The 26,792-nt window shown below is 36.2% G+C and carries 15 protein-coding genes and 1 CRISPR repeat array; of the genes, 7 read left to right on the forward strand and 8 right to left on the reverse strand.

What is annotated here, in order from left to right; translation table 11 throughout:
• Nucleotides 1–56: 56 nt before the first annotated feature.
• The 3 genes from P700755_RS01280 to P700755_RS01290 all read right to left on the reverse strand — a co-directional run bounded on the left by P700755_RS01280 (nucleotide 57) and on the right by P700755_RS01290 (nucleotide 5,626).
• Nucleotides 57–1,115: a DUF1343 domain-containing protein gene (locus tag P700755_RS01280; protein WP_015022943.1), complete on the reverse strand. Its 1,059-nt coding sequence runs from the start codon at nucleotides 1,113–1,115 to the stop codon at nucleotides 57–59.
• Between the two features lie 107 nt (nucleotides 1,116–1,222).
• A complete protein-coding gene (locus tag P700755_RS01285; RefSeq protein ID WP_015022944.1) occupies nucleotides 1,223–2,530 on the reverse strand; it encodes a RagB/SusD family nutrient uptake outer membrane protein in 1,308 nt (435 codons plus the stop codon).
• Nucleotides 2,531–2,539: 9 nt separating this feature from the next.
• Entirely contained in the window at nucleotides 2,540–5,626 is a 3,087-nt protein-coding gene (locus P700755_RS01290) for a SusC/RagA family TonB-linked outer membrane protein (RefSeq protein ID WP_015022945.1), read from the reverse strand.
• A gap of 207 nt (nucleotides 5,627–5,833) precedes the next feature.
• Here P700755_RS01290 and P700755_RS01295 point away from each other — a divergent pair, with 207 nt between their 5' ends.
• A complete protein-coding gene (locus tag P700755_RS01295; RefSeq protein WP_015022946.1) occupies nucleotides 5,834–6,589 on the forward strand; it encodes a DeoR/GlpR family DNA-binding transcription regulator in 756 nt (251 codons plus the stop codon).
• Nucleotides 6,590–7,719: 1,130 nt separating this feature from the next.
• Here the strand turns inward: P700755_RS01295 and ald are convergent.
• Both ald and katG read right to left on the reverse strand, forming a co-directional pair.
• Nucleotides 7,720–8,805: an alanine dehydrogenase gene (gene ald / locus P700755_RS01300; protein WP_015022947.1), complete on the reverse strand. Its 1,086-nt coding sequence runs from the start codon at nucleotides 8,803–8,805 to the stop codon at nucleotides 7,720–7,722.
• A gap of 300 nt (nucleotides 8,806–9,105) precedes the next feature.
• Nucleotides 9,106–11,418, reverse strand: coding sequence for a catalase/peroxidase HPI (katG, locus tag P700755_RS01305; RefSeq protein ID WP_015022948.1), 2,313 nt, complete (start codon nucleotides 11,416–11,418; stop codon nucleotides 9,106–9,108).
• Between the two features lie 290 nt (nucleotides 11,419–11,708).
• Here katG and P700755_RS01310 point away from each other — a divergent pair, with 290 nt between their 5' ends.
• Nucleotides 11,709–12,128 (forward strand): ABA4-like family protein, encoded by a 420-nt coding sequence (locus P700755_RS01310; RefSeq protein WP_015022949.1) that lies wholly within the window; start codon nucleotides 11,709–11,711, stop codon nucleotides 12,126–12,128.
• 517 nt (nucleotides 12,129–12,645) lie between these two features.
• Here P700755_RS01310 and P700755_RS01315 read toward each other — a convergent pair.
• Nucleotides 12,646–14,730, reverse strand: coding sequence for a M28 family peptidase (locus tag P700755_RS01315; RefSeq protein WP_015022950.1), 2,085 nt, complete (start codon nucleotides 14,728–14,730; stop codon nucleotides 12,646–12,648).
• Nucleotides 14,731–15,049: 319 nt separating this feature from the next.
• Here P700755_RS01315 and cas9 point away from each other — a divergent pair, with 319 nt between their 5' ends.
• The 5 genes from cas9 to cas2 all read left to right on the forward strand — a co-directional run bounded on the left by cas9 (nucleotide 15,050) and on the right by cas2 (nucleotide 22,438).
• Entirely contained in the window at nucleotides 15,050–19,579 is a 4,530-nt protein-coding gene (gene cas9 / locus P700755_RS01320; protein ID WP_015022951.1) for a type II CRISPR RNA-guided endonuclease Cas9, read from the forward strand.
• A 350-nt stretch (nucleotides 19,580–19,929) separates the two neighbouring features.
• The gene (locus P700755_RS01325; RefSeq protein ID WP_051007916.1) at nucleotides 19,930–20,250 is read left to right on the forward strand and encodes a hypothetical protein; all 321 of its coding nucleotides are present in this window, start codon (nucleotides 19,930–19,932) and stop codon (nucleotides 20,248–20,250) included.
• Nucleotides 20,251–20,513: 263 nt separating this feature from the next.
• A complete protein-coding gene (locus P700755_RS01330) occupies nucleotides 20,514–21,152 on the forward strand; it encodes a hypothetical protein (protein ID WP_015022952.1) in 639 nt (212 codons plus the stop codon).
• 21 nt (nucleotides 21,153–21,173) lie between these two features.
• Nucleotides 21,174–22,076 carry a type II CRISPR-associated endonuclease Cas1 gene (gene cas1, locus P700755_RS01335; RefSeq protein ID WP_015022953.1) on the forward strand — a complete coding sequence of 301 codons (903 nt, stop codon included), beginning with the start codon at nucleotides 21,174–21,176 and terminating at the stop codon, nucleotides 22,074–22,076.
• Nucleotides 22,077–22,132: 56 nt separating this feature from the next.
• Complete coding sequence (gene cas2, locus P700755_RS01340; protein ID WP_041758104.1) at nucleotides 22,133–22,438, forward strand: CRISPR-associated endonuclease Cas2; 306 nt, start codon at nucleotides 22,133–22,135, stop codon at nucleotides 22,436–22,438.
• Nucleotides 22,439–22,533: 95 nt separating this feature from the next.
• A CRISPR array of direct repeats spans nucleotides 22,534–24,398; the repeat unit is 46 nt; unit sequence CCTGTGAATTATCACTAAAAATACAATTTTGAAAGCAATTCACAAC.
• A 374-nt stretch (nucleotides 24,399–24,772) separates the two neighbouring features.
• Here cas2 and P700755_RS01345 read toward each other — a convergent pair.
• Both P700755_RS01345 and P700755_RS01350 read right to left on the reverse strand, forming a co-directional pair.
• Nucleotides 24,773–25,126: a hypothetical protein gene (locus P700755_RS01345; protein WP_015022955.1), complete on the reverse strand. Its 354-nt coding sequence runs from the start codon at nucleotides 25,124–25,126 to the stop codon at nucleotides 24,773–24,775.
• A 36-nt stretch (nucleotides 25,127–25,162) separates the two neighbouring features.
• Nucleotides 25,163–26,758 carry an IS5-like element ISPto9 family transposase gene (locus P700755_RS01350; RefSeq protein WP_015022956.1) on the reverse strand — a complete coding sequence of 532 codons (1,596 nt, stop codon included), beginning with the start codon at nucleotides 26,756–26,758 and terminating at the stop codon, nucleotides 25,163–25,165.
• Nucleotides 26,759–26,792: the final 34 nt, after the last annotated feature.

Consider the following 26,792-nt stretch of genomic DNA (forward strand, 5'->3'; position numbering starts at 1 on the left):
AGATTTATTATTTTCAATCCAATGGCATAGTTTGTCCGAACCCTATATTATGTCTATTAGTTTTGGGCGTAGTTATATTTATAAGGCGGATGTTTCTCTATAAAATTATTCACTAAATAAGGGTATAATTCACCTATCAAGAGTTGAGCTACACGCCAAGGCCTAAAGTTTGTCTTGTCGGTAACAAAGATTTCAAATCCCCCACATACCTTTCCAAAATACTTTTGAAAAGTGAGTAAAAAGATAATTGGACGCCATGTGAATACTCTTAGTTTTTCATTTTTGAAAACGCTTTTAAGGTGGTTCTTGTAAGATGAATAAGGCTCGTTTTTTGGATGTTCGATAATTTCAAGGGCTTTTTTTGTGCCACGGCTCTCACTTAATTTCGTCCCTTCGAAAAAGACCGTGCTGGGAAAAGTACAAGTACTTTCTGCTCTCGCTAAATTCGACAAAGGTAGAATCCATGGCAGTCCAGTATCCTCAAAGAACAGATTACGTTCCCAGTTCTGCATTTTTATCACAGTAAGATTAGCTTTTCCCTGTACCCGTTTTTTTTGATGTAATAGAGCTATTTCACCTATGGTTAAAGCATGTCTAGCTGGGAGGGCATGACGTCCAATTTGAAACTCGAACTCAAGATTCAATATATGTCCTTCAATGTCAATTCCGTTTAGCAGTTTGGGACGATCCAGTGCTATGATTTCGGTGTTTTTATCGATACATTTATACAGTAAAAGAGAAAGGGTGTAATTGTAGGTATCCATTCTGCAACCCATGTCTTGTAGATCAATAAAAAGATGATCGATACCCTCTAAGATGTCATCGGCAGGAATGGGTGTTTCCGAATATAGAAAATAGACAGGAATATTGAAATGAGAATTTTCAATATAATTGAATACGATCATATTATCATGAACGTCTGTAGCGAAACCGCGTTGGAATCCAAAAAAATTTATAAATCTAAAGCCTACTAATTTTCTAAAGTTTTCAGCAGCACTTGAATAATCAGAGACCATTAAAGCCTTTTGACAAAATAAAGCTACATTTTTCTTAGACCTAGTATCGATGTCGGGAGAACTCAATACTACGTCAAGTCTTGTCTCAACCTCTTTCATTACATAAGTTTAGGGGGTTAGAATTTAAGTAAAACTTCAACACTTTAAAGAGTTCAAGGGTAGCTATTTAGATACCCCGAACACTTTAACTACCGTTTACAGATCTTTTATGACGATGGATTTGATGGCGTATTGGTATTATTATCCCTTTCTGCATTGGTATAGGGATAGTAGTTCCTATTTCTTTCGGCATTAGGCTCAGTGGCTCCTGGTCTTCCGAACCTTCTGGAGTCCTCCAAGGAAAGTCCACTCAAATAAAGTTCAATACGTCTGTTTTTATAAATTTCATTCAAAATTTCCTCCTTGGTTTGAGAACCCGAATAAGGGGCGAGGTTTGCTCCTAATCCAAAAGAATCGAAGGCAGACGTCTTGGTCAACACTTTGTTCAATTCGGTGACGGCATTGGTAAGGTCATCTTGCCTTGCATACGCCTCGGCTTTAATCAATATGATCTCTCCAGGAAGATAAACAGGTATTTCGTCCAAATTGTCATTGTAAAATCCTACCACTTGATAATTTGGGCTTGGGGCGTTTAGATCTTCAGCAGTTATGTAGAACGGTATCCGCTCATCCTCTGTATTGGGAAGTAGACTTGAGGGTAAACCGAATGTCAAATCTTTGGCTTGCGTCACATTTTGTGAACCAAACCAAAATGCCAGAGGGTTGGGTACAGCCGCATCATAAGCCCAAGTGGACTGAACCGATAGATCTACTGCACTAGCAGACGTTATTGACGCATTGTAATTCCCTGCCATTAAATTAAAACGAGCTAATAAGGCATTTACAGAATTCTCTATCTTCACAGAATCAAAAATCTCTGAAGTTACTGTCGAGGAAAGTCCTGCACTGATATATCCTTTAGACTCTTCAAGATCTGCAATGGCATTTTGCAGTATGGTCTCCCTGTTTTTGAATGGAGCGTCTTCTACAATCTCCAGTGGAATGCTTTCAAAAAATTGGATCAAGGTACCATGAGCCAATGCTCTATAGAAGAGGGCATAAGCCTTCAAGGAATTTGCTGTAGTCATATCTTCCGTTGAACCATCTGCAACTTCGATTACAGTCGTTGCTTCTTTTCTAGTCAGCATGGAATTGGTCCACATATTGTTTAAAAGTTCATTTCCGCCATTGACGTCGTCGCCACCTAACAGAATTTCATTTTCACCTAGATTACCTGGATTCAATAATCGCAACTCACCTGTGTTGAGGCCCGAAATAACGATTGTGGTATAAATTAATCCAGCCCTATCGGTACTCCATCGTTGTTGCGCGCCGTTAATCAGCTTTACTAAATTCTCTGTGCTATTGACTACGTCAGGTTCTAAAGTCGAATTTGGATCTAAATACTCGCTATCACATGATGACATGACAACCGTAGTTAGAATAAAAGCAAATAGTTTTGTTATATTTTTCATCTTTATTTTTTAAAAGTTTGCACTTAATGATAAGGAAAAAGTCATTGGTATAGGGACATTTCCAAAATTTACTGATCGCAATAAATTTGATTGTCCACCAGCATTAGTCTCTGGGTCATAACTGAAAAAGTTATCAAATGAAATTAAATTTCTTCCAATCAATGCTATCTTGACATCTTTAAGATGGTCAATAAACAGCGAGGGAAATTGATAACCAATAGACACTTCCCTAAGCTTTACAAAAGACCCGTCTTCCATTCTAAATTCCTCGATAGGATAAATTCCGGCGATATAACCCCTAGGGAGTTCCCCAGTAAGTTCCTGTTCGGCCAATCGACCTAATCCAACACCCTGTCTTGTTCGCTTGTCCGCATCAAAGACATCAAACCCTTGAACGGCTTCCCAAAGCATAGAGAAAGTGAATTTTTTATATGCAAAGTCTGTACCTACTGCTAATATGTAATCTGGATTCGGATCTCCAATAACCTTTCTTAAGAGGTCTCCTATAGGCTGTCCGTTAGCATCGCGCTGTGGTGATCCTGTAGCGAGGTCACCTCTTTCAGGCTGAGGTACACCTTCTGGAGCACCTGTGGTCGAAGAGCCAGACAAGATCAATTCTCCATTGCCATCTCTTGCAAAATAAGTACCGAAAAACACACCCAAAGGTTGTCCTTCCTGCACAACGGGTGGCGCACCTGATACAGTTACAATGCTTATATCCCCACCGATGGTTTTCAGTACTTCGTTTTTATTACTGCTAAAATTAAAATTCACGTCCCAAACAAAATCTTCCCTTTTAATGGGAGTAATCCTTGCATAAAGCTCGATACCGTCGTTTCTCATGGTACCCACATTTTCGGTTCTAGAGGATCCTCCTATCGATGGAGCCAAAACACGGCTAACGATCAAATCCTCAATGTTCTGTCGATAATATGTAAATAATAATGATGCTCTATTGTCAAAAAAGCTCAGATCTGTACCTATTTCAAATTCCTTAGTCCTTTCGGGAGCCAAGTTTTCATTCCCCAACCTATTGTTTTGCTGAAGAGTTGTATTGCCAAGAAAGTCATTGGAAGTATAGCTGCTAAATCTTTCATACGGTGATATGGCGGTAAGGTTACCTGCCTCTCCATAGGAAGCCCTTAACCTAGCCGAGTTGATAAAGCTGTCATCAACCCAAAACGATTCATTGGAAAGCACATAAGAACCTGATATCTTGGGATAAAAATTAGATCTTTGATCCACATCAAAATTGGTAGCTCCGTCTATACGGCCAGCTAAGGTCAAAAACAATTTATCTTTATAAGAAAGGGTTTCTTGAAGGAAAAAGCCGAAAATGTCTAATTTGGTGTCTATGGGCTGTGTTTGTAGGGAAACCGTGGGGTCATTATTAGAATCTAGATCACGCCCCTGCACTGCATCAAACTCCAGCTTGCTTGCCTGAAAACTATAGCCTACAGTGGTCTGGGAACTTAAGTTTTCATTAATATCAGTATCAAAAGTTGCGTTTATATCATAGTTCCAATTAAAAATCTTAGCCTCCGCCTGCCCAACGAACCCTTGGTCGAAATATGCAGGGTTTACACCTTCGTACGGATAGACTGGAATAAAAATATTTCCTTTTTGACTGTAAGTATCAATTCCTATTATCTGGTCAATAATAAAATTCTCAAACGGAATTATTTTCATGTGTAAATTAGGAATGAAATGATTGACCTGTTGTGTAATATCAAAGGTTTCTATGATTGACAGTGGGTTAATCCTTGTATTTTCTACAGCCAGTAAATTCCCGTTTGCATCCCTTCGTGTTATATCAAAGACGTTGTTGGTTATGTTTAGTGAATTTATAGGGCTCCAAAAAACATTGCCATCTGGTTTTTCATCCGATTGACTATTTGCATAATATAGCCCTACGTCGTATGAAAGCCAATCAACAGGATTGTGATTGAAATTGAATCTGGCCGAAAACCTATTAAAGTTGGTGTTTTTTATAATCCCTTCATTAGTCAAATAACCAATTGAGGCCATATAGTTCATTTTTTCATTTCCATCCCTAGCCGAAAAATAATTGTCCGTACCAAATCCGGTTTGGAAAATCTCGTCTTGATAATCATATCTTGTCGTATCAAATTTATTCGAATCTAGATAGTTGAATGGAGTAAGCTCCCCAGTATCGGGATTAAAACCAAAAATTGGCCATAATCTTCCAGATAAAGGACTGTCGGCAATAGTCTCAAATTCTTCACCCCTCAAATTTAAGTCCAGTTTTTTTCGTATCGTACTTACATTAAAGGTAGATTTAAAGTACAGTTCTGGGCCATCTTTGGTGGAAAGACCCCTTTTTGTTGTTATTACCACTACGCCGTTCGAAGCTCTCGACCCGTATATTGCAGCGGCAGCTGCACCATTAAGGATGTTGATGCTCTCAATATCATTAGGATTTATATCTACCATCCTATTCTGTCCAGGTTGGGCATCACCTGCAGTTACATTAAGATTGGTCACATTGGTCGTAAGATTACTAGTGATTACGCCGTCTACGACATATAAGGGTTCCGATGAACCTTTAATGGTACTTGGACCTCTAAGTCTAATTGAAAATCCCCCTGCAGGATCTCCAGAATTTTGGGTAATCTGAGCTCCAGGCACCTTTCCCTGCAATGAAGTCGTAATATTAACAGGAGCCCCTTTCACCAGTTCTGTCGATTTAATGGTAGTGACAGCGTTACCTAGTTTTTTTCTGGATTGGGTGAGCGACGACCCTACGATAATCACTTCGTCCAACGCATTGGAATCTTCTTCAAGTATAACATTCACAGTTTGATTCTCTCCAGTAAGCTTTACCTCAGCTGTTCGAAAGCCGATATAACTTATGGCTAAAGTTTTTCCTGTACCATCCGCTACATTAATACTGAAATTGCCATCAAAATCCGAAATCACCCCTTTCGAGGTACCTTTTATTAAAATGGTTACCCCTGGCAAAGGAATCCCATTCTCGCTTGAAATGGTTCCTGAGATTGTAGCTATTTGAGCATACGAACTGTGCGCAAAAAAGACCATTAAAAACAGAGATAGTAAATAATACGTTTTTTTCATAAGAGTTACTTTTGATTAATAATTAAATAAATATATAGTAATAATTAAATAAATATATGATAATATTTATAATTTTGCAATGTTTTATTGCAAAAAATCTTAAAACTATGTGAAAATTAATCTAAATCCTTACATGTGCAATGTTATATTGCATTTTATAACCTTTTATTTTATTAATATATTTGTAAACTATTAAAATAAACACAATTGGAAAAGCTTGAGCGACATCAAATTATTTTGAACGAAGTCCATATCCATAATAGGGTACTTTTAACTGATTTATCGGGGATTTTGAATGTTTCTATGGACACCGTACGAAGGGATGTCAAAGAACTTGACAAATTCAATAAATTGAGAAAGGTACATGGGGGGGCCGTTTCAAATGGATTTAATATAATTACCGACCGATCCAGGGATATTTATGAACAGGCTAGCAAAACAAAAATTGCTCAAAAGGGAATTTCTCTGCTTAAAAATGGCGATGTTGTCCTTATTAGCGGAGGTTCCACAAATCTAGAATTTGCTAAATTGATTCCTAAAAGAATGGATCTTACCTTTTTTACACCTAGCCTACCAATGGCCATTGAATTGTTAGATAGTACGTCCTCTCGTTATGATGTTTTTTTTGTAGGTGGAAAATTATCCCGAGGCTCTCAACTTGCGACTGGAGGAAGTTCAATAAACATCCTCTCAGAAATTACTGCTGATATCTGTTTTTTAGGTACTGGATATCTTGATGTAGATAAGGGAATTACGGAAACTGACTGGGAAATCGCTCAAATGAAAAAGGCGATGATCTATGCCTCAAAACGAGTAATAGCCCTTACCATTTCTAAAAAACTCAACACCTTCAACCGCTATAAAATTTACAACATCAAAGGGCTTGATACTTTAGTTACCGAACTGGATCCAGATAATGTCAGCTTAGATAAATATAGAGCGCAAAATATAGATATATTGTAATTTTCTATACCATCTATAGATGTTCAAAAACAGATTAAATTTAGAATTCTTATTTGCTGTCACATCAAAAGATCCATCTATTAAAATATCGCCAGAATAATTTGTTTTGGAATTGGTGGATCGCTCCGAGTTAAATTCTTTTAAAGTAGCTCCTGTAAATAACCAAAAAGTAGGATCATTTAGATTAAGGTTTTGAGTCTTGACCTCGAGCTGTCACTTCGAGTGATTTTCGATAGAAAATTGTATCGAGAAGTATTTTGGGCTTTTTGAATTCTCGCCCTGTCACTTCGAGTGTTTTGTTTGTTTTACAAAAACAAGCAAAATGTATCGAGAAGTAAGACGAGGCTTGTTGAGTTCTCGCCCTGTCACTTCAAGTGATTTTCGGTAGAAAATTGTATCGAGAAGTAGTTTGGGATTGTCGAGTTCTCGATACGATTTCATGGGATTTCTTTCGAATCCCATCAAATCACTCGAGCTGACAAAGTGTTGCGTCAATGTCACTTCGAGTGATTTTCGATAAAAAATTGTATCGAGAAGTAAGACGGGCTTGTCGAGTTCTCGCCCTGTCACTTCGAGTGATTTTCGGTAGAAAATTGTATCGAGAAGTAATACGAGGCTTGTTGAGTTCTCGCCCTGTCACTTCGAGTCTTTTGTTTGTTTTACAAAAACATGCAAAATGTATCGAGAAGTAAGACGGGCTTGTCGAGTTCTCGATACGATTTCATGGGATTTCTTTCGAATCCCATGAAATCACTCGAACTGACAAAGTGTTGCGTCAATGTCACTTCGAGTGTTTTGTTTGTTTTGCAAAAACAAGCAAAATGTATCGAGAAGTAAGACGGGGCTTGTCGAGTTCTCGACCTGTCACTTCGAGTGATTTTCGATAGAAAATTGTATCGAGAAGTAGTTTGGGATTGTTGAGTTCTCGATACGATTTCATGGGATTTCTTTCGAATCCCATCAAATCACTCGAACTGACAAAGTGTTGCGTCAATGTCACTTCGAGTGATTTTCGATAGAAAATTGTATCGAGAAGTAGTTTGAGGTGGTTAACATCAATTATTTTAAACCCTATCGGTTTATGACTCTATTGATGAGATGAAGTAAAAGTCTCAAACCTCATCCATAAATTAGACTACCATCTCTTTTAAAATCTCTTTACAAATTACTTTTCCATGATCCAGACTCAGGCCCTTTTGAAGTGAAGGATCACTATTACAAGCCTCTTTCCATCCTTTTTGAGCGATATCTAGCACATATGGAAAGGTGACATTGGTAAGTGCTAAGGTAGAGGTGTAAGGCACCGCACCTGGCATATTGGTTACACAATAGTGAACCACATCATCGATAATATAGGTAGGATCCTCATGGGTCGTTGGTCTTGTTGTTTCAAAACACCCCCCTTGATCTACCGCTACATCCACCATAACCGTACCTGGTGTCATGTCCTTAAGCATATCTCTAGTAATCAATTTTGGAGCTTTGGCTCCAGGAATCAATACTGCACCAATAATTAGATCTGCCGTTTTAATATGTTTCCTGATGTTATATTCATTGGAAAAGGCAGTTACCACATGACTTGGCATAATATCATTCACGTACCTAAGCCTTTTCATATTGATATCAAATATCGTGACGTGAGCTCCAAGACCAGCAGCCATTTTTGCAGCTTGAATTCCAACGACTCCAGCGCCCAGAACTAAAACTTTTCCGGGAGGCACTCCTGGAACTCCTCCTAAAAGAATACCTTTTCCTCGAATGGGTTTCTCCAAATATTTGGCGCCTTGCTGAGTTGCCATACGCCCAGCGACCTCAGACATGGGCGTTAGCAAAGGTAAACTGCCATCCTCATCTTCCACGGTTTCATAAGCAATACACACTGCTTTAGAAGCAATCATAGCCAGCGTTAAAGCCTGACTAGAAGCAAAATGAAAATAGGTGAAAATAATTTGACCTTCTCTAACAAGCGCGTATTCCTTTTCTATAGGTTCCTTGACCTTGACGATCATCTCTGCTTTTTCATACACAGCGTCTAGGCTTGATAAAATCTCTGCACCTGCTTCTATATAGTCCAAATCTTCAAAACCACTGGCCAAACCAGCTTGAGTTTGGACATATACGTGATGTTTTCTTTTCGTCAATTCAAAAACACCTGCTGGGGTGATAGATACCCGACTTTCATTATTTTTGACTTCAATGGGAACTCCTATTTTCATAAGTACTTTCTTTTTAATCACACCCTATAAATTTAGGGGTATATTATTATTATAATAGGCTAAATGTAATTATTACCCCCCTATTTTAATACATATATACTAATTAATTATAAAAATATATTTCACACCCCCTATTTTACATAAATTAAATTCAGAAGGAATGAGTTTCAAGGGTTAACTGTCCCTAAGGTGAAAAAGAAAAAGTAGGAAACTGATAAAAAAATCTAGGTCATGATTTTGCACCATAAAAAAAAGCCCTGCAATTGCAGAGCCTTTTTTTTATACTAATAGACGAAAGAATTACATCTTCACATCGAATCGGTCTAATTGCATAACTTTAGACCAAGCCGATACAAAATCAGTTACAAATTTTTCATCGGCATCTTCAGTAGCATAGACTTCTGCTAAAGCTCTCAACTCCGAGTTTGATCCAAAGATCAAGTCAGCGCGAGTAGCTGTCCACTTCGTATCTCCTGTTTGTCTATTTTTGGAAATAAAGACTTGTTCTTTATCGTCTTTAGGTTCCCATTTATGACTCATGTCTAAGAGATTTACAAAGAAATCTGTGGTTAGCTCTCCAGGACGATCTGTAAAGACCCCATGTTGCGCATTGCCATGATTGGCTCCTAAGGCTCGCATCCCTCCTATGAGAACAGTCATTTCTGGTGCAGTTAGGGTAAGCAACTGAGCTTTATCTACCAATAACTCTTCTGTGGTTAAGGTGTATTGCTTTCCCTGATAGTTTGTAAATCCGTCGGCCATAGGTTTAAGCAATTGCATGGATTCCACATCGGTTTGTTCTTGTAACGCATCGGTTCTTCCCGGCATAAAGGGCACTTCAATAGTATGACCAGCTTTTTTGGCCGCTTGTTCAATAGCTACATTCCCTCCGAGGACGATTAAATCTGCCATAGACACCTCTTTGTTGTTATACTTTTTATTAAAATCCTTTTGGATCATAGTCAGTTTAGACGCCACTTTATCCAATTGCTTAGGATTATTAGCTTCCCAGCTGCGTTGTGGCTCTAGTAGAATATGTCCTCCATTAGCTCCCCCACGACGATCGGAATCTCTGTAAGTGGATGCTGAAGTCCAGGCTGTCTCTACCAACTCTGATGTATTTAGACCTGACTTCAAAATTTCAGCCTTTAGTGCTTTAATATCTGCGGCATTGACCATTTCATATTTTGCTTTTGGGATGGGATCTTGCCATATAAAATCTTCTTTTGGAGCATCAGGTCCTATATAAGTTGACTTTGGCCCCATGTCTCTGTGGGTTAACTTAAACCAAGCTTGAGCAAAAGTTTTATTGAACTCCTCTGGATTCTCATAAAAGAACTTGGAAATTTTCAAATAATCAGGATCTTTAATCATCGTTAAATCTGTGGTCAACATGGTTGGTCTGTGCTTTTTCCCTTCAATATGAGCATCAGGATAGATTTCTTTAGAATCCTTGGCAACCCATTGGTAAGCTCCTCCGGGGCTTTTGGTCAATTCCCACTCATTTTCAAATAAGGACTTGAAATAACCCTGGCTCCATTCTGCTGGAGTGTTAGTCCATATTACCTCCAATCCAGAAGTGATGGCATCTTCCGCTTTTCCAGATTTATAAGAACTCATCCATCCTAAGCCTTGTTCTTGGATAGAAGCTGCTTCTGGGGCTGGACCTAGAGATGCATCGCCTGCTCCATGGGTTTTACCTATAGTATGACCTCCAGCAATAAGAGCGACTGTTTCTTTATCGTTCATTCCCATTCTTCCAAAGGTTTGGCGAATTCCATCTGCTGCAAGTGCTGGATCTGGATTTCCATCCGGACCTTCAGGGTTCACATAGATCAATCCCATTTGAACAGCAGCTAGAGGTTGCTCAATATCTCCATTATCATCGTAGCGCTTATCATTTGCTAACATTTCATTTTCTGCTCCCCAATAGACGTTGCTGGAGGGCTCCCAGGTGTCTTCACGACCACCACTAAATCCAGCTATCTCTAAGCCCATATCTTCATAAGCAAGAGTTCCTGCAAGAATCATTAAATCGGCCCAAGAAATACTCTTGCCATACTTCTGCTTAATTGGCCATAGCAGGCGTCTTGCCTTATCCAAATTGGCATTATCTGGCCAGCTATTAATCGGCGCAAATCGCTGTTGACCATCTCTAGATCCACCTCGGCCATCCGCTGTCCGGTAAGTTCCGGCACTGTGCCAAGACATCCGAATAAAAAACGGACCATAATGACCATAGTCTGCAGGCCACCACTCTTTAGAATCTTTCATCAGTGCGACTAAGTCAGTTTTTAAAGCTCCATAATCTAGGGCTTTAAAGGCAGCCCGATAATCAAAATCTTCACCCATAGGGTTAGATTTTTGAGAATGCTGTCTCAAAACACTTAAATCTAAAGAGTTGGGCCACCAGTCTTTATTCCCCATTCGTTTGGGTGTCATTTCTTCTGTTACTGAAGATTTATCCTGCATCTTAGCATGAGGATTTTCACCATCTTTAACTTTTATCCTGATACCTGTTACAGGACAGGTCTTATATTCAGGTTCGGTGCTTTGCTGAGCAAAAGCGACCACAACAAACAAACTAAATGCTGCAATTAATAATTTTTTCATGAGTATAAATTTATTTATGATAGTCAAAAGTAGTATTAAACCCTAACCTAAAGACTTACTTAAAATTACAGTTTTTGATAGACATATTAGAATTTCTAATAGTTAAATGTTATTGTATTAGATAAGCCTATAAATAAGAAGGATACTTATTTGGAAATTATGTCGCTGGTTACTCTTTTTTTTGGGATGGCATGCGGATCCGTTGTCGGTGAATAACACTAAAGATAAATGTGAAGTATTTTTTGACAATCCTAAATTAATAGTAAATTTAAATCAAAAAACCAAAGCTTATGTCACCTTCAGTCATCTTTCAAATCGTTAATACCATCGTTCTTCCCGCCTGGTTGATCTTGATTTTTTTTCCAAACAAATCATGGAAAAATCCAGTAATCAACGGCCTTACCATAGCGATGTCTCTGGTCTATGCTTTTTACGTTGTGACGGGTTTGGGTGATTTGGATATGGAATCCTTCAATGAGCTTGAAGGCGTAAAAGCCATGTTTACGACAGATGTAGCTGTTCTCACCGGTTGGGTACATTATTTGGTTTTTGATCTCTTGGTGGGAAATTGGATTTTAAACCAATCCCAAAAACACAAGATCAATCATTACCTTATAATTCCGTGTCTGTTGCTTTGTTTTGTGTTTGGCCCCGCGGGGTATTTGGTGTATTCCATCATTAAAGTCGCTAAAACGAAGCGTTTGGATTAAAGTTTTGGGCTTCGGTACATTTCGACAAAGCTCAATGCGGCGCGATTCTCCTGATGTCGAATCACTCAGCCACCACTAAGGTCTGGTCGTTGAGTGTTCTGACGATAGTCAGAATGTATCGAAACGACATTTCGCAGTTGGGCTTCGATACGATTCTCCTACTGTCGAATCACTCAGCCACCACTAAGATTTGGTACTGGGGCTTCGATACGATTCTCCTACTGTCGAATCACTCAGCCACCACAAAGATTTGGTCGTTTCGTACTGGGGCTTCGATACATTTCGACAAAGCTCAATGCGGCGCGATTCTCCTGATGTCGAATCACTCAGCCACCGATTAAAATTTGGTACTGGGGCTTCGATACGATTCTCCTGCTGTCGAATCACTCAGCCACCACTAAGATTTGGTCGTTTCGTACTGGGGCTTCGATACGATTCTCCTACTGTCGAATCACTCAGCCACCGATTAAAATCGTATCGAGAACTCGACAACGCTCGAACTGACAAGGCCTAAAACCTATAAACTTTCCAACATGTCTTTTAACTTATCGTCCAGTTCTTTTATGGCTTTGGCATATCGCTGGTCCCACATTTTTAGGTCTTGAGTGGCTTCAGTTTCAATTTGATACTGGATACCTGGCAAAATCCAAGAGGCATAGCCACTAAATGGATCTGAGGAGGCATAAAGTGATTTATACCAGTCGCCGTAAGGCATCCCTTTGGGATCCAAAAAGCTTTTTTCTAGCGCGAGCAGCTGAGCATTCAGTTGATTCTTTTGGCGTTTGGATATTTTTTCAGTGGAGAGGAGTTTCTCGAGGGCTTTCGCCACTGAGGTAGTCGAGAGTTTTAAGCTGGATATCGCTTGACTTGAAGCTGTAAACCCAGTAAAATCAGAATAAAAAGAATTTACCTGCTGAGTCGCATTTTCAAAATGGAGTTCCAAATCTGTAGCATACCGCTCTATATCATAAGGAATAAACTCTGCATTGGCCAACCTTAAGCTCAAAATACCCATCAGTTTTTCGACCATAGGTCCCATCTGAAATTCGGGATCTACGAAATTCTCGTAATAATAAAAGTCATCGTAATTGGTATGGTATAAGGTAGGTCCGCTGGCTCCACCACTTAAAGACGGCACGCCAGCAAACATATAAAAAGCAATATGGTCTGATCCCCCGCCCAGGTTTCCAATGTTGGGCTCTGGCTTCTTACCCGCCCAATGCTCATAAACGGTTTCCTCTGTATAGGGATAATCTACCGCTTTGGAAGCTTCTAAAATAAGAGTCTTAAGACTTGGTGCTGAAGAGGCTCCAAAATTTTTCCCAGATACCGCTCCATCTAAATTAATATAAGCGACCGCTTTGGCTTTTAGCTCATCCTTCATTTGCTCCACCCATTCGCTAGAGCCAATCACACCATGTTCCTCGGCATCCCAATGGGCAATCATAATAGAGCGGTTGGGTCTATCGCCAGCTTCGGCTAAACGCCCTAATGATTCTGACAAGCTCAACAGCATGGCGGTTCCCGAATTGGGATCTGTCGCTCCAAAAGCCCACGCATCGTAATGGCAACCAAGAATCACCCATTCGTCAGGTTGTTCTTTGCCCTTTAAGGTCGCAACGACATTATAAATCTTGGTCATTTTTTTGGGTTGGTCGACTTTGAGTCTCACTTTCAAGTCCTTTCCACCGTTCACTCTATAGGTATAAGGCAATCCGCCTTGCCAAGTTTTAGGAACCACCTCACCTTTCATATGTTTAAAAATAGACTCTGCGGCACCATAACCAATTGGTGTTACGGGAATAGTGTGCAATCCTGCATCTTCTGGCGCTAAACGCTCTGGAGTGTCCTTATGGTCTAGTGGTAAGGCGGGTTGGTAGGGCGTCAACGGATCTCCAGTCCAGTCGGCGGTAAGCAAAGAGCCACGTTGGATTGCACTAGGGTTGTAATACACGCCTTCGGGGAAGGTTAAGCCTTTGGTAAACCCAGAATCTTTAGGATCGGTGTAGATAATAAGTCCGACTGCTCCATGAGCTTCGGCAAATTTGGCTTTATACCCACGGAAGTTACCACCGTATCTCGCAATAACGATTTTATCCTTAACCGATACACCGAGTTCTTCCAGCTTTTCAAAATCGGCTTTGGTACCATAATTGGCATAAATCACCTCAGCAGTCACGTCTCCACTTCCCGAATAGGCATTCCAGCCTTTTACAAGAGTGGCGTTTTGCGAATAGGGATCTTCTTCCAGAGCTTCCTCTTTTTGATCGAGAAGTATGGATACTGGCGACACTACTTCTACCAATGAGGTTCCAGGACCGCTACTCATATACACTTCGTAAGGATAGGTATCTACAGACCATCCAGCCTTATCCATCGTTGCAACCATATAATCTCTCACCTTTTCGTTGGCGGGCGTCCCAGCGATGTGGGGCTCTTGGGTTAAGGTTTTTAGGTGGGTTTTAAAGTCAGCCGGCTTCACCTGATTTAAAAAATCAGTTTCCTGCTGAGCTTGAGTTTCGGCAGAGGCTGGCGTAAAGCCTGTATAGGTTTGTGCACTTAAGCTAGCACTAGCCAATAGAACTATGATAAAATATCGCATGGGTTATGGGGTTTAATAATACTATTGTGAATTTAGATAATTTTTAGACTCTTGATCGGGGGAGAAGTTAAAAATTTGGGGGGAAATAAATAGGTTGGCTTCTTAATATCTTAAAAATAGGAGAATATTGATTTAATTTCATATCCCTCGCGTTAGATGTTGTGAGTTTGTAAAGAATTTATTAAGTTTAAGTTCTTTAAAAAAAGAAAGCGACCCGTAAAGGCCGCTTTAAATGTTTTCACAACGGAATAATCCTTATTGTGAATTGCTTCAAAATTGTGTACCAAATATATTAATATTATAAGACAACCAACATATTATGAAAAGAATTTTAGGGTTAGATTTAGGAACAAACTCGATTGGGTGGAGTCTAATTGAACATGATTTTAAAAATAAGCAAGGACAAATTGAAGGATTAGGTGTTCGTATAATTCCTATGAGTCAAGAGATACTAGGTAAATTTGATGCTGGGCAATCAATCTCTCAAACCGCAGATAGAACAAAATATAGAGGCGTTAGACGATTGTATCAAAGAGACAATCTTCGAAGAGAACGTCTACATAGAGTGTTAAAAATTTTAGACTTTCTTCCAAAGCATTATAGCGAAAGCATTGACTTTCAGGATAAAGTAGGTCAATTCAAACCTAAACAAGAGGTTAAACTCAATTATCGCAAAAATGAGAAAAATAAGCACGAATTTGTTTTTATGAATTCATTTATTGAAATGGTAAGTGAATTCAAAAATGCCCAACCAGAGCTTTTTTACAATAAAGGTAATGGAGAAGAAACAAAAATACCATATGACTGGACATTATACTATCTCCGTAAAAAAGCCTTAACTCAACAAATTACTAAAGAAGAACTAGCCTGGTTAATTTTAAATTTCAATCAAAAACGAGGCTATTATCAATTACGTGGAGAAGACATAGATGAGGACAAGAACAAGAAATACATGCAACTTAAAGTCAACAATTTGATTGATTCTGGTGCAAAAGTGAAAGGAAAAGTATTGTATAATGTAATTTTTGATAATGGGTGGAAATATGAAAAACAAATTGTCAATAAAGATGAATGGGAAGGAAGGACAAAGGAATTTATTATTACCACTAAAACACTGAAAAATGGTAATATTAAAAGAACATATAAAGCTGTAGACTCGGAAATAGATTGGGCTGCGATCAAAGCTAAAACTGAACAAGACATTAATAAAGCAAATAAAACAGTAGGCGAATATATTTACGAATCTCTATTAGACAATCCTTCTCAAAAAATAAGAGGGAAATTGGTTAAAACTATAGAACGAAAATTTTATAAAGAGGAATTTGAAAAGCTACTTTCTAAACAAATTGAATTACAACCTGAACTATTTAATGAGTCACTGTACAAAGCTTGTATTAAAGAATTATACCCTAGAAATGAAAATCATCAAAGTAATAATAAAAAACAAGGGTTTGAGTATTTATTTACGGAGGATATTATCTTTTATCAAAGACCACTTAAAAGTCAAAAATCTAATATTTCTGGTTGTCAATTTGAGCATAAAATTTATAAGCAAAAAAATAAAAAAACAGGTAAGCTTGAATTAATAAAAGAACCTATAAAAACCATTTCCAGATCACATCCCTTATTTCAGGAATTTAGAATTTGGCAATGGTTACAAAATCTTAAAATCTATAATAAAGAAAAAATAGAAAACGGAAAGTTAGAAGATGTAACAACTCAACTATTACCTAATAATGAGGCCTATGTTACCTTATTTGATTTTTTGAACACTAAAAAAGAACTTGAGCAAAAGCAATTTATCGAGTATTTTGTAAAAAAGAAATTAATAGATAAAAAAGAAAAAGAGCATTTTCGTTGGAACTTTGTAGAAGATAAAAAATATCCTTTTTCTGAAACCAGAGCCCAATTTTTATCACGCTTAGCCAAAGTTAAAGGAATAAAAAATACTGAAGATTTTTTAAATAAAAATACGCAAGTAGGAAGCAAAGAAAATAGTCCATTTATTAAACGAATAGAGCAATTATGGCACATCATATATTCGGTTTCTGATCTAAAAGAGTATGAAAAAGCACTCGAAAAATTTGCAGAAAAACACAACTTAGAAAAGGACTCCTTTTTAAAAAACTTCAAAAAATTTCCTCCATTTGTTAGCGATTATGCCAGCTACTCTAAGAAAGCTATATCAAAACTATTACCAATTATGCGCATGGGTAAATATTGGAGTGAAAGCGCCGTTCCAACCCAAGTGAAAGAGCGTTCCTTATCAATTATGGAAAGAGTAAAAGTCTTACCCTTAAAAGAAGGTTACTCTGACAAAGATTTAGCTGATTTGCTTTCAAGAGTAAGTGACGATGATATACCGAAGCAATTAATAAAAAGTTTTATTTCTTTTAAAGACAAAAACCCATTAAAAGGCTTAAATACATACCAAGCCAATTATTTAGTATATGGTAGACACTCAGAAACTGGAGATATACAACATTGGAAAACACCTGAGGATATTGACAGGTATTTAAATAATTTCAAACAGCATTCCCTACGCAATCCTATTGTAGAGCAAGTGGTTATGGAAACCTTGCGTGTAGTGAGGGACATTTGGGAGCATTATGGTAATAATGAAAAAGACTTCTTTAAGGAAATCCATGTGGAATTAGGCAGAGAGATGAAAAGCCCTGCTGGTAAACGAGAAAAATTATCACAAAGAAATACCGAAAATGAAAACACTAATCATCGTATCCGGGAAGTTTTAAAAGAATTGATGAATGATGCCTCTGTTGAAGGTGGTGTACGCGATTATTCTCCGAGCCAGCAGGAGATTCTTAAACTTTATGAGGAGGGCATTTACCAAAATCCCAACACCAATTATTTAAAAGTTGATGAAGATGAAATACTAAAAATACGCAAAAAGAATAATCCTACTCAAAAAGAGATACAACGCTACAAACTATGGTTAGAACAAGGATATATCTCACCTTATACAGGAAAGATTATTCCCTTAACAAAACTGTTTACTCACGAATATCAAATTGAACATATCATACCACAATCTAGGTATTATGATAATTCTCTAGGAAATAAAATCATCTGCGAAAGCGAAGTCAATGAAGATAAGGATAATAAAACAGCTTATGAATATTTAAAGGTTGAAAAAGGAAGTATTGTTTTTGGGCATAAGCTTCTCAATTTGGACGAATATGAAGCTCACGTGAACAAATATTTCAAAAAAAATAAAACAAAACTAAAAAATTTATTAAGCGAAGATATCCCTGAAGGTTTTATTAACCGACAACTTAATGATAGTAGATACATCAGTAAGCTGGTAAAAGGACTATTGAGTAATATTGTACGAGAAAATGGGGAACAAGAAGCAACATCAAAAAACCTTATTCCAGTAACTGGTGTAGTCACCTCAAAACTAAAACAAGATTGGGGGCTTAATGATAAATGGAATGAAATCATTGCTCCTCGTTTTAAGCGATTAAATAAACTCACAAATTCAAATGATTTTGGTTTTTGGGATAATGACATTAACGCCTTTAGAATTCAGGTTCCAGATAGTCTTATCAAAGGTTTTAGCAAAAAAAGAATAGACCATCGCCACCATGCCTTAGATGCCTTGGTGGTAGCTTGTACTTCAAGAAATCATACACATTACTTGAGTGCATTAAATGCCGAAAATAAAAATTACAGCTTGCGTGACAAACTTGTAATCAAAAATGAGAACGGTGACTATACTAAGACCTTTCAAATACCGTGGCAAGGTTTTACAATAGAAGCTAAAAACAACTTAGAAAAAACGGTTGTAAGCTTTAAAAAGAACCTGCGTGTTATTAACAAAACCAATAATAAATTTTGGTCTTACAAAGATGAAAACGGAAATCTAAACCTTGGAAAAGATGGAAAACCTAAGAAGAAACTTCGCAAACAGACCAAAGGTTATAACTGGGCGATTCGCAAACCTTTGCATAAAGAAACTGTATCGGGAATTTATAATATTAATGCGCCAAAAAATAAAATTGCAACTTCAGTAAGGACTTTATTAACAGAAATCAAAAATGAAAAACATTTAGCAAAAATAACCGATTTACGTATTAGAGAAACGATTCTACCTAATCATCTAAAGCATTACCTAAACAATAAAGGGGAAGCAAATTTTAGTGAAGCATTTAGCCAAGGGGGTATTGAAGATTTAAACAAAAAAATTACGACTTTAAACGAAGGAAAAAAACATCAACCTATTTATAGAGTGAAAATATTTGAAGTAGGCAGTAAGTTTTCAATTTCAGAGGATGAAAACTCTGCAAAAAGTAAGAAATATGTAGAAGCTGCAAAAGGCACCAACTTGTTCTTTGCTATTTATTTGGATGAGGAGAATAAAAAACGGAACTATGAGACCATTCCGCTTAATGAAGTAATCACCCATCAAAAACAAGTAGCAGGTTTTCCTAAATCTGAAAGATTATCTGTACAACCTGATTCTCAAAAAGGCACATTCTTATTCACCCTTTCTCCTAATGATTTAGTTTATGTACCAAATAATGAGGAACTTGAAAATCGTGATTTATTTAATTTGGGGAATTTGAATGTCGAACAAATAAGTAGAATTTACAAATTCACTGACTCAAGTGATAAAACTTGTAATTTTATACCATTTCAAGTATCAAAATTGATATTTAATTTAAAAAAAAAGGAGCAAAAAAAATTAGATGTTGATTTTATTATTCAAAATGAGTTTGGCTTAGGAAGTCCTCAATCTAAAAATCAAAAATCAATTGATGATGTTATGATAAAAGAAAAATGCATTAAACTCAAAATAGACAGATTAGGGAACATTTCAAAAGCCTAGTTTAAACTAGAAATACGTTATCCGAACTGAAAAACTCTTCAATGCTTATCAACCCTTAAAGAGTTAAAAGTCGGTGGAAATTATAAATGCTATACCTGCAACGTCTCAAAGACCTTGCAGGTATAAATAAATTAAAAAAAATGACAGACACTGCTTCTCCTATGTTTCCAGAACACATCTATCATATCTACAACCGAGCTAATGGAAGGTATGTTTTGTATAAGAAGAGAAGAGTTTTTCGTTTTTATTTAAAGCGTTAAACACCTGTCAGGTTTTATAAACCTGTCAGGTGTTTAAGTAATAATCCTTATGGATATTTGAAATAGTAAAGGAGTGTTAAAAACAAAAAAATGGCAAGTACAAAAGCAATTTTAAGCACAGACAGCATCTATCACATTTACATCAGGGCAAATGGTAATGAACTTCTTTTTAAAACAAAAGATTATTACCACTATTTTCTTCAAAAGTATGATTCCTATATTTCCCTAATTGCAGAAACATACTGCTATTGTTTGATGCCCAATCATTTTCATTTTTTGGTTAGGATTAAGAGAGAAAATGATTTAACGGAGAATTCTAAGATAAAATTAGAAAAGACAACCATAAAGACCAGACAGGTTTTGAAAACCTGTCTGGTCTGGTTTCTTGCCAATTTAGTAATTTATCGGTGAAAATTATAAATGCTATACCTGCAACGTCTCAAAGACCTTGCAGGTATAAATAAGTTAAAAAATGAAAGAAACTGCTTCTCCTATGTTTCCAGAACATATCTACAACCGAGCTAATGGAAGTGATATTTTGTATAAGGGAGAGAAGAGTTTTTCGTTTTTATTTTAAGCGTTGAACACCTGACGGGTTTTAAAAACCTGTCAGGTGTAGAAGTAATAATCCTTATGGATATTTGAAATAGTAAAGGAGTGTTAAAAACAAAAAAATGTCAAATACAAAAGCAATTTTAAGCTCAGACCGTATCTACCACATTTACAATAGGGCAAATGGTAATGAACTCCTTTTTAAAACAGAAGATAATTACCGCTATTTTCTTCAAAAATATGACTCCTATATCTCCCTTATTGCAGATAAATACTGCTATTGTTTGATGCCCAATCATTTTCATTTTTTGGTTAAGGTTAAGGGAGAAAATGATTTAACGGAAAATCTCAGAGATAAGATTAGAAAAGACAATCATAAAGACCAGACAGGTTTTATAAACCTGTCTGGTCTGGTTTCTTGCCAATTTAGTAATTTATTTAATGCTTATTCAAAAGCCTTCAACAAGCAACAAAACAGAAAGGGAAGTCTTTTTATAAGACCTTTTAAACGCAAACAAGTTACAGATGAGCAGTATTTAAAAAAGCTTGTACACTACATTCATTACAATCCTGTTGAGGCAGGTCTTGCTAAAAATCCTGAATATTGGAAATTTTCATCTTATAAAAGCTTCGTATCTAAGCAAACTACAAAACTTAAAAGAGCAGACGTAATCAGTTGGTTTGATGATTTAGATAACTTCATATACTGCCATCAGCACCCACCTACTTTAACAGGTATAGAAAAACACATTCATTTATAAGCTTATGTAAACCAAAAAACCATGATTAAACGCACTCTATTTTTTTCAAACCCAGCCTACCTAAGTACCAAACACCAACAATTATATATTCGTTTTCCTGAAGACCATAAAGAAGACAAAACAGTTCCTATTGAAGATATTGGAATGCTCATTTTAGAGAATCAACAAATAACACTAACCAATGGCTTAATTACCAGACTCATTCAAAACAAAACAGCTATTGTCAATTGCGATCAATTCCATTTACCCATCAGTTTATTACAACCCCTCAATGGGCATAGTGAACAGATGGAACGCATCCGGTATCAAATAGATGCCAGTATTCCTTTAAAAAAGAATTTATGGCAACAAACCATTACCTTTAAAATAAGGAATCAAGCCCATCATCTAAAAAAAAGAGAAAAGAACGGACTTAAATTGATTAACTGGAGTAAGCAAGTAAAAAGTGGTGATCTTGAAAATCATGAAGGGGTTTCTGCGGCTTATTACTGGCAACACTTATTTGATATTCCCAACTTTAATAGAACTCCTAAAGGGATTTCACCAAATCATTTATTAAATTATGGCTATGCCATTTTAAGAGCTTCAACAGCAAGAGCAATAATAGCGAGTGGTTTACTGCCCAATCTGGGTATTTTTCATCGAAATAAATACAATGCTTATTGTCTAGCTGACGATTTGATGGAACCCTATCGCATTTACGTCGATGATCTGGTCTATGATATTATTAAAGATTTAGATGATCCAGATATTGAAATGAATACTGAACTTAAAATGAAGCTATTACAAATTCCAGTCTTAGACGTTACTATTGAAGGACAAAGAAGTCCTTTGATGAATGCTTTAAGCAGAACCACTACTAGTTTATTTTTCTGTCTTGAGGGAAGTTCAAGACGGCTCTTATATCCTGAATTTAATTCATAACCAAATAATTATGGAACGTGGAAAACAAACTATCGAGATTAAATCAATATAGAGTTATGTGGGTAATGGTATTTTTTGATTTACCTACAGAAACCAAAGTGGAGCGAAGCGCAGCCACAAGGTTTAGAAAATCATTGCTAGATGATGGATTTAGGATGTTTCAATTTTCCATCTATACGCGATTTTGTGCCAGCCGAGAAAATATGCAAGTACATATTAACAGAGTTCAAAAGTCACTGCCAAAAAAAGGGAAAGTAGGGATTATGCAAATCACCGATAAACAATTTGGGATGATAGAATTGTTTCACGGCAAAAAAGAAGCTAATATTGACTCCCCATCTCAACAATTAGAATTGTTTTAAAGCTAGTGTTCATTCCTTATAATATTGAAAAACATCATTTTACCTAGCCTATTTATTGCATAAAAAACAGGATATCAGCCTTTTATAGCTTATACCCTGTGAATTATCACTAAAAATACAATTTTGAAAGCAATTCACAACAGAAATCTATTTCATATTCTTTATATTCAACCTGTGAATTATCACTAAAAATACAATTTTGAAAGCAATTCACAACCAGACCCACCTTACGGAACAACTGCATGCACCTGTGAATTATCACTAAAAATACAATTTTGAAAGCAATTCACAACCCATCTGAACTGCTATTAATAGTTACGCTACCTGTGAATTATCACTAAAAATACAATTTTGAAAGCAATTCACAACATCTAGGGCGGTGTAATACGCCGCCTTTTTCCTGTGAATTATCACTAAAAATACAATTTTGAAAGCAATTCACAACATATACCAATTCCTATCGTGCAACCCTCTGCCTGTGAATTATCACTAAAAATACAATTTTGAAAGCAATTCACAACCCCTGTGTCGTTGTAAACAATAGGGTATAACCTGTGAATTATCACTAAAAATACAATTTTGAAAGCAATTCACAACAACATTACATGAACCCATATAAACCAGCTTCCTGTGAATTATCACTAAAAATACAATTTTGAAAGCAATTCACAACCCATCAAGACTATTAATAGTTACGCTAGTACCTGTGAATTATCACTAAAAATACAATTTTGAAAGCAATTCACAACATGTGAAACAATGGAAGAGTTAAGCGGATTCCTGTGAATTATCACTAAAAATACAATTTTGAAAGCAATTCACAACACACTATTTATAAGGATAAGTACCCAGAAGCCTGTGAATTATCACTAAAAATACAATTTTGAAAGCAATTCACAACCAAACACTTTGCAGACTTCTATCCATTCGCCTGTGAATTATCACTAAAAATACAATTTTGAAAGCAATTCACAACATTTTTAAAAGCAAGAATGTCTCCTGTTAACCTGTGAATTATCACTAAAAATACAATTTTGAAAGCAATTCACAACATATTGCTATTTATCCTTTTTAGATTTTCTCCTGTGAATTATCACTAAAAATACAATTTTGAAAGCAATTCACAACACAATCTATACAACAAACTAAACAGGGGTACCTGTGAATTATCACTAAAAATACAATTTTGAAAGCAATTCACAACCTACCAGTAAGTTTAGCTTTAAATGTTCTTCCTGTGAATTATCACTAAAAATACAATTTTGAAAGCAATTCACAACAAACCTTCTTGTGTTAAAAAGTTATGTGCTCCTGTGAATTATCACTAAAAATACAATTTTGAAAGCAATTCACAACACACCGTCATAGTAAAAGTGATCTTCATTCCTGTGAATTATCACTAAAAATACAATTTTGAAAGCAATTCACAACCGCTCTTTTTGTTACTATGTCGAGATATTCCTGTGAATTATCACTAAAAATACAATTTTGAAAGCAATTCACAACAAATAGCTTGTGTGGATATAAGTGTTCTTTCCTGTGAATTATCACTAAAAATACAATTTTGAAAGCAATTCACAACATAAGATGAAGAAAGATAAATAACGCTTAACCTGTGAATTATCACTAAAAATACAATTTTGAAAGCAATTCACAACAGAAAACAACGACTGTATAGACTATGTAAACCTGTGAATTATCACTAAAAATACAATTTTGAAAGCAATTCACAACGGTATTAGAGACGGTCAAGGCGGTTTAAGCCTGTGAATTATCACTAAAAATACAATTTTGAAAGCAATTCACAACCTATTCTATTACTACTATAGTATATTATTCCTGTGAATTATCACTAAAAATACAATTTTGAAAGCAATTCACAACCAGGCTAAAACTTTAGTTGATCCCGATCTCCCTGTGAATTATCACTAAAAATACAATTTTGAAAGCAATTCACAACAACGGTATATTAGTTTCCGTGCCGTTGTCGCCTGTGAATTATCACTAAAAATACTTCCGATGTTTCGGAATGAAAGCAATTCACAACCAATAGGTGCAGTTTACTTTCATTAAGTACCTGTGAATTATCACTAAAAATACAATTTTGAAAGCAATTCACAACCGATTTCGGTTTGCCTTGTAACTTGGTGCTCCTGTGAATTATCACTAAAAATACTTCCGATGTTTCGGAATGAAAGCAATTCACAACGGAGATGTAGAGCTATATGCAACCCTAAGCCTGTGGAATCATCAATGAAAATAATGCCGTAGTTGTTAGAGAGGTAATTCCAGACGAGAAGGAATATCAAATATTTTAGTTGATGTTTAAAATATTTATTTACCAGAAATGTTACGATATTTTTTTATTAATAAATCAATCCCTTGTTTGAATTTTTTCATTATAAGCTTATTGTTTTTTTCTAGAACATCCCAATCAAAACGTTTGTCTTTATAAACATAAATGGATGATTTATGATAATTCCAATAATACTTAAAACCTTTAAACTCATATTCATTATAACTCTTCTTCCATTTATTAAAAATAATTTCAAGATCTTCTTCTGGCAGATTTATCTCAATTCCAAAGCGATTACCTTCAAAAGTTACATCTATGTTATCAAAATAATTTTTGCATAAAGGCAACCAGTAATGCCCTTTTATTTGGACAGGTTTAAATCTTTTATTCAAGAAAAAATTATTTAGGGCTTGCTGATTTACTCAAGCTTATTTTAGTTCAAGAGGTATGTAATTTTGAATAAAAAAGGGTTTAGTGACATCAGTATTATAGAAACACCCTTTTATTTTGGGATTTAGCTTAGTGTATATCCAATTTTCAAATAAGGCACAAAAAATAGCATATTTATCTGCTATTTTTGATAAGTTTATTAAGTTCATTATGAAGAAAATGGCACTAATCCAGCTTTCTGATGTGTCTTTTCTTTTGGCTTTTATTTTGTTAAGTCCGTATGCGTTTTTTGCTTGTCCAAACTTTCCTTCTATTAGGTTTCTTTGGTTTCGCTCTTTTTTGAGTTTTCGCTTTTGATAGGCAGAAAGTTCTTGTTTTGGCGGTCTCCCTAATGGTTTTCCTACAATTCTAATCCCTTTTTCTTTGAGCCATTTTCTGTTCTCTCTGTTAAGGTATATTTGGTCTGCTAGTAGTAATTCTGGGTAGTGACCAAAGGTGGTTCTGTAGGATTCTACTTGTAATACTAAATCTTTAGATTCATTAAATTGATCCCAACTTATATGTTCTACTCTACTCATTCCATCTATCTCACTAGCACTAATCTTTGCTCCAAATTCTGTCGATACTTTATCCTTTCCTCTTGGGATAGGGCGAACGTAAGGTTGATAAATATTGACTATTCTATTTTTTACACTATTAACTTTTTCGTGATACATATAGTTTTGTTGTTCATAGATGAGTTGAAGCACCCAGTAAATCTTTTGGTCCCGTTTTGGTAAAGGGAATTTACAGGGATAAGCAGTGCTAAGATCTGTAAACATGCCAGGCAAGTGTTCATCCTTTTTTTGATCTTCTATTTGGTCTAACAGTTTTTCAATATAAGATAGGTTACGCCTAGTATATCCTAGTTGTTTTCGAATGAACTTGTTTATTTGTTTGGTTGTCTTTCTGCGTTTTTTAGAAAATACAAGATATTCTGTTCTTGCTACTCGACGGTAATCCCGAGGTTTATTAACTCCTTGGGTTTGCTCGTAGAGCAAATCTATAATTCGCTCACTTTCTTTGCGTGCTGTATTAAGCAGACCAGCATCGGTAGGGAACACTATTCTTTGATCAGCCACACTAGCATCAATCTTTAGTTTGCCTTTGTGTTTACTATCAGAGACACATTGATTAGGGGCATCTTCCTCGGTGTCCTTTTGAATATTGCTTGCCCTTTTTGGCTTCAAGCTATCTGCCTTTTCAATGATTAGAGTATTCCAAGAGTCAAAATTTACTGCCCCCATTCGTTTACGAATAGCTACAAGTACAGTGGGATGAAAAGGGGGTTTGGTTTGAAAACACTTTAATCCACAGAAATATTGCAAGTAGATGTTTTCGCTAATCATCGCAACGGTCTCTCTATCGTTTAGCCCTATCTTATGCTTTACAATAATTGCACCTATAACCATGCGGACATCAATACTCTCTCTACCGTTACGTGCATTGAGTTTATTGGAATATACCTTTGCCAAAGCATCCCAAGGGATGAGTTGTGCTAATTTTACCCAGCGATTATCAGATAACAATTCTTGTTCGAAGGGATGTGAAAACTCGGATAAACTTAACTGATTAGAAGGCGTATATTTTATCATAACTGCATAGGTTTATGACTAGAAGATACGAAAA

Source organism: Psychroflexus torquis ATCC 700755, assembly GCF_000153485.2.
Classification (GTDB): domain Bacteria; phylum Bacteroidota; class Bacteroidia; order Flavobacteriales; family Flavobacteriaceae; genus Psychroflexus; species Psychroflexus torquis.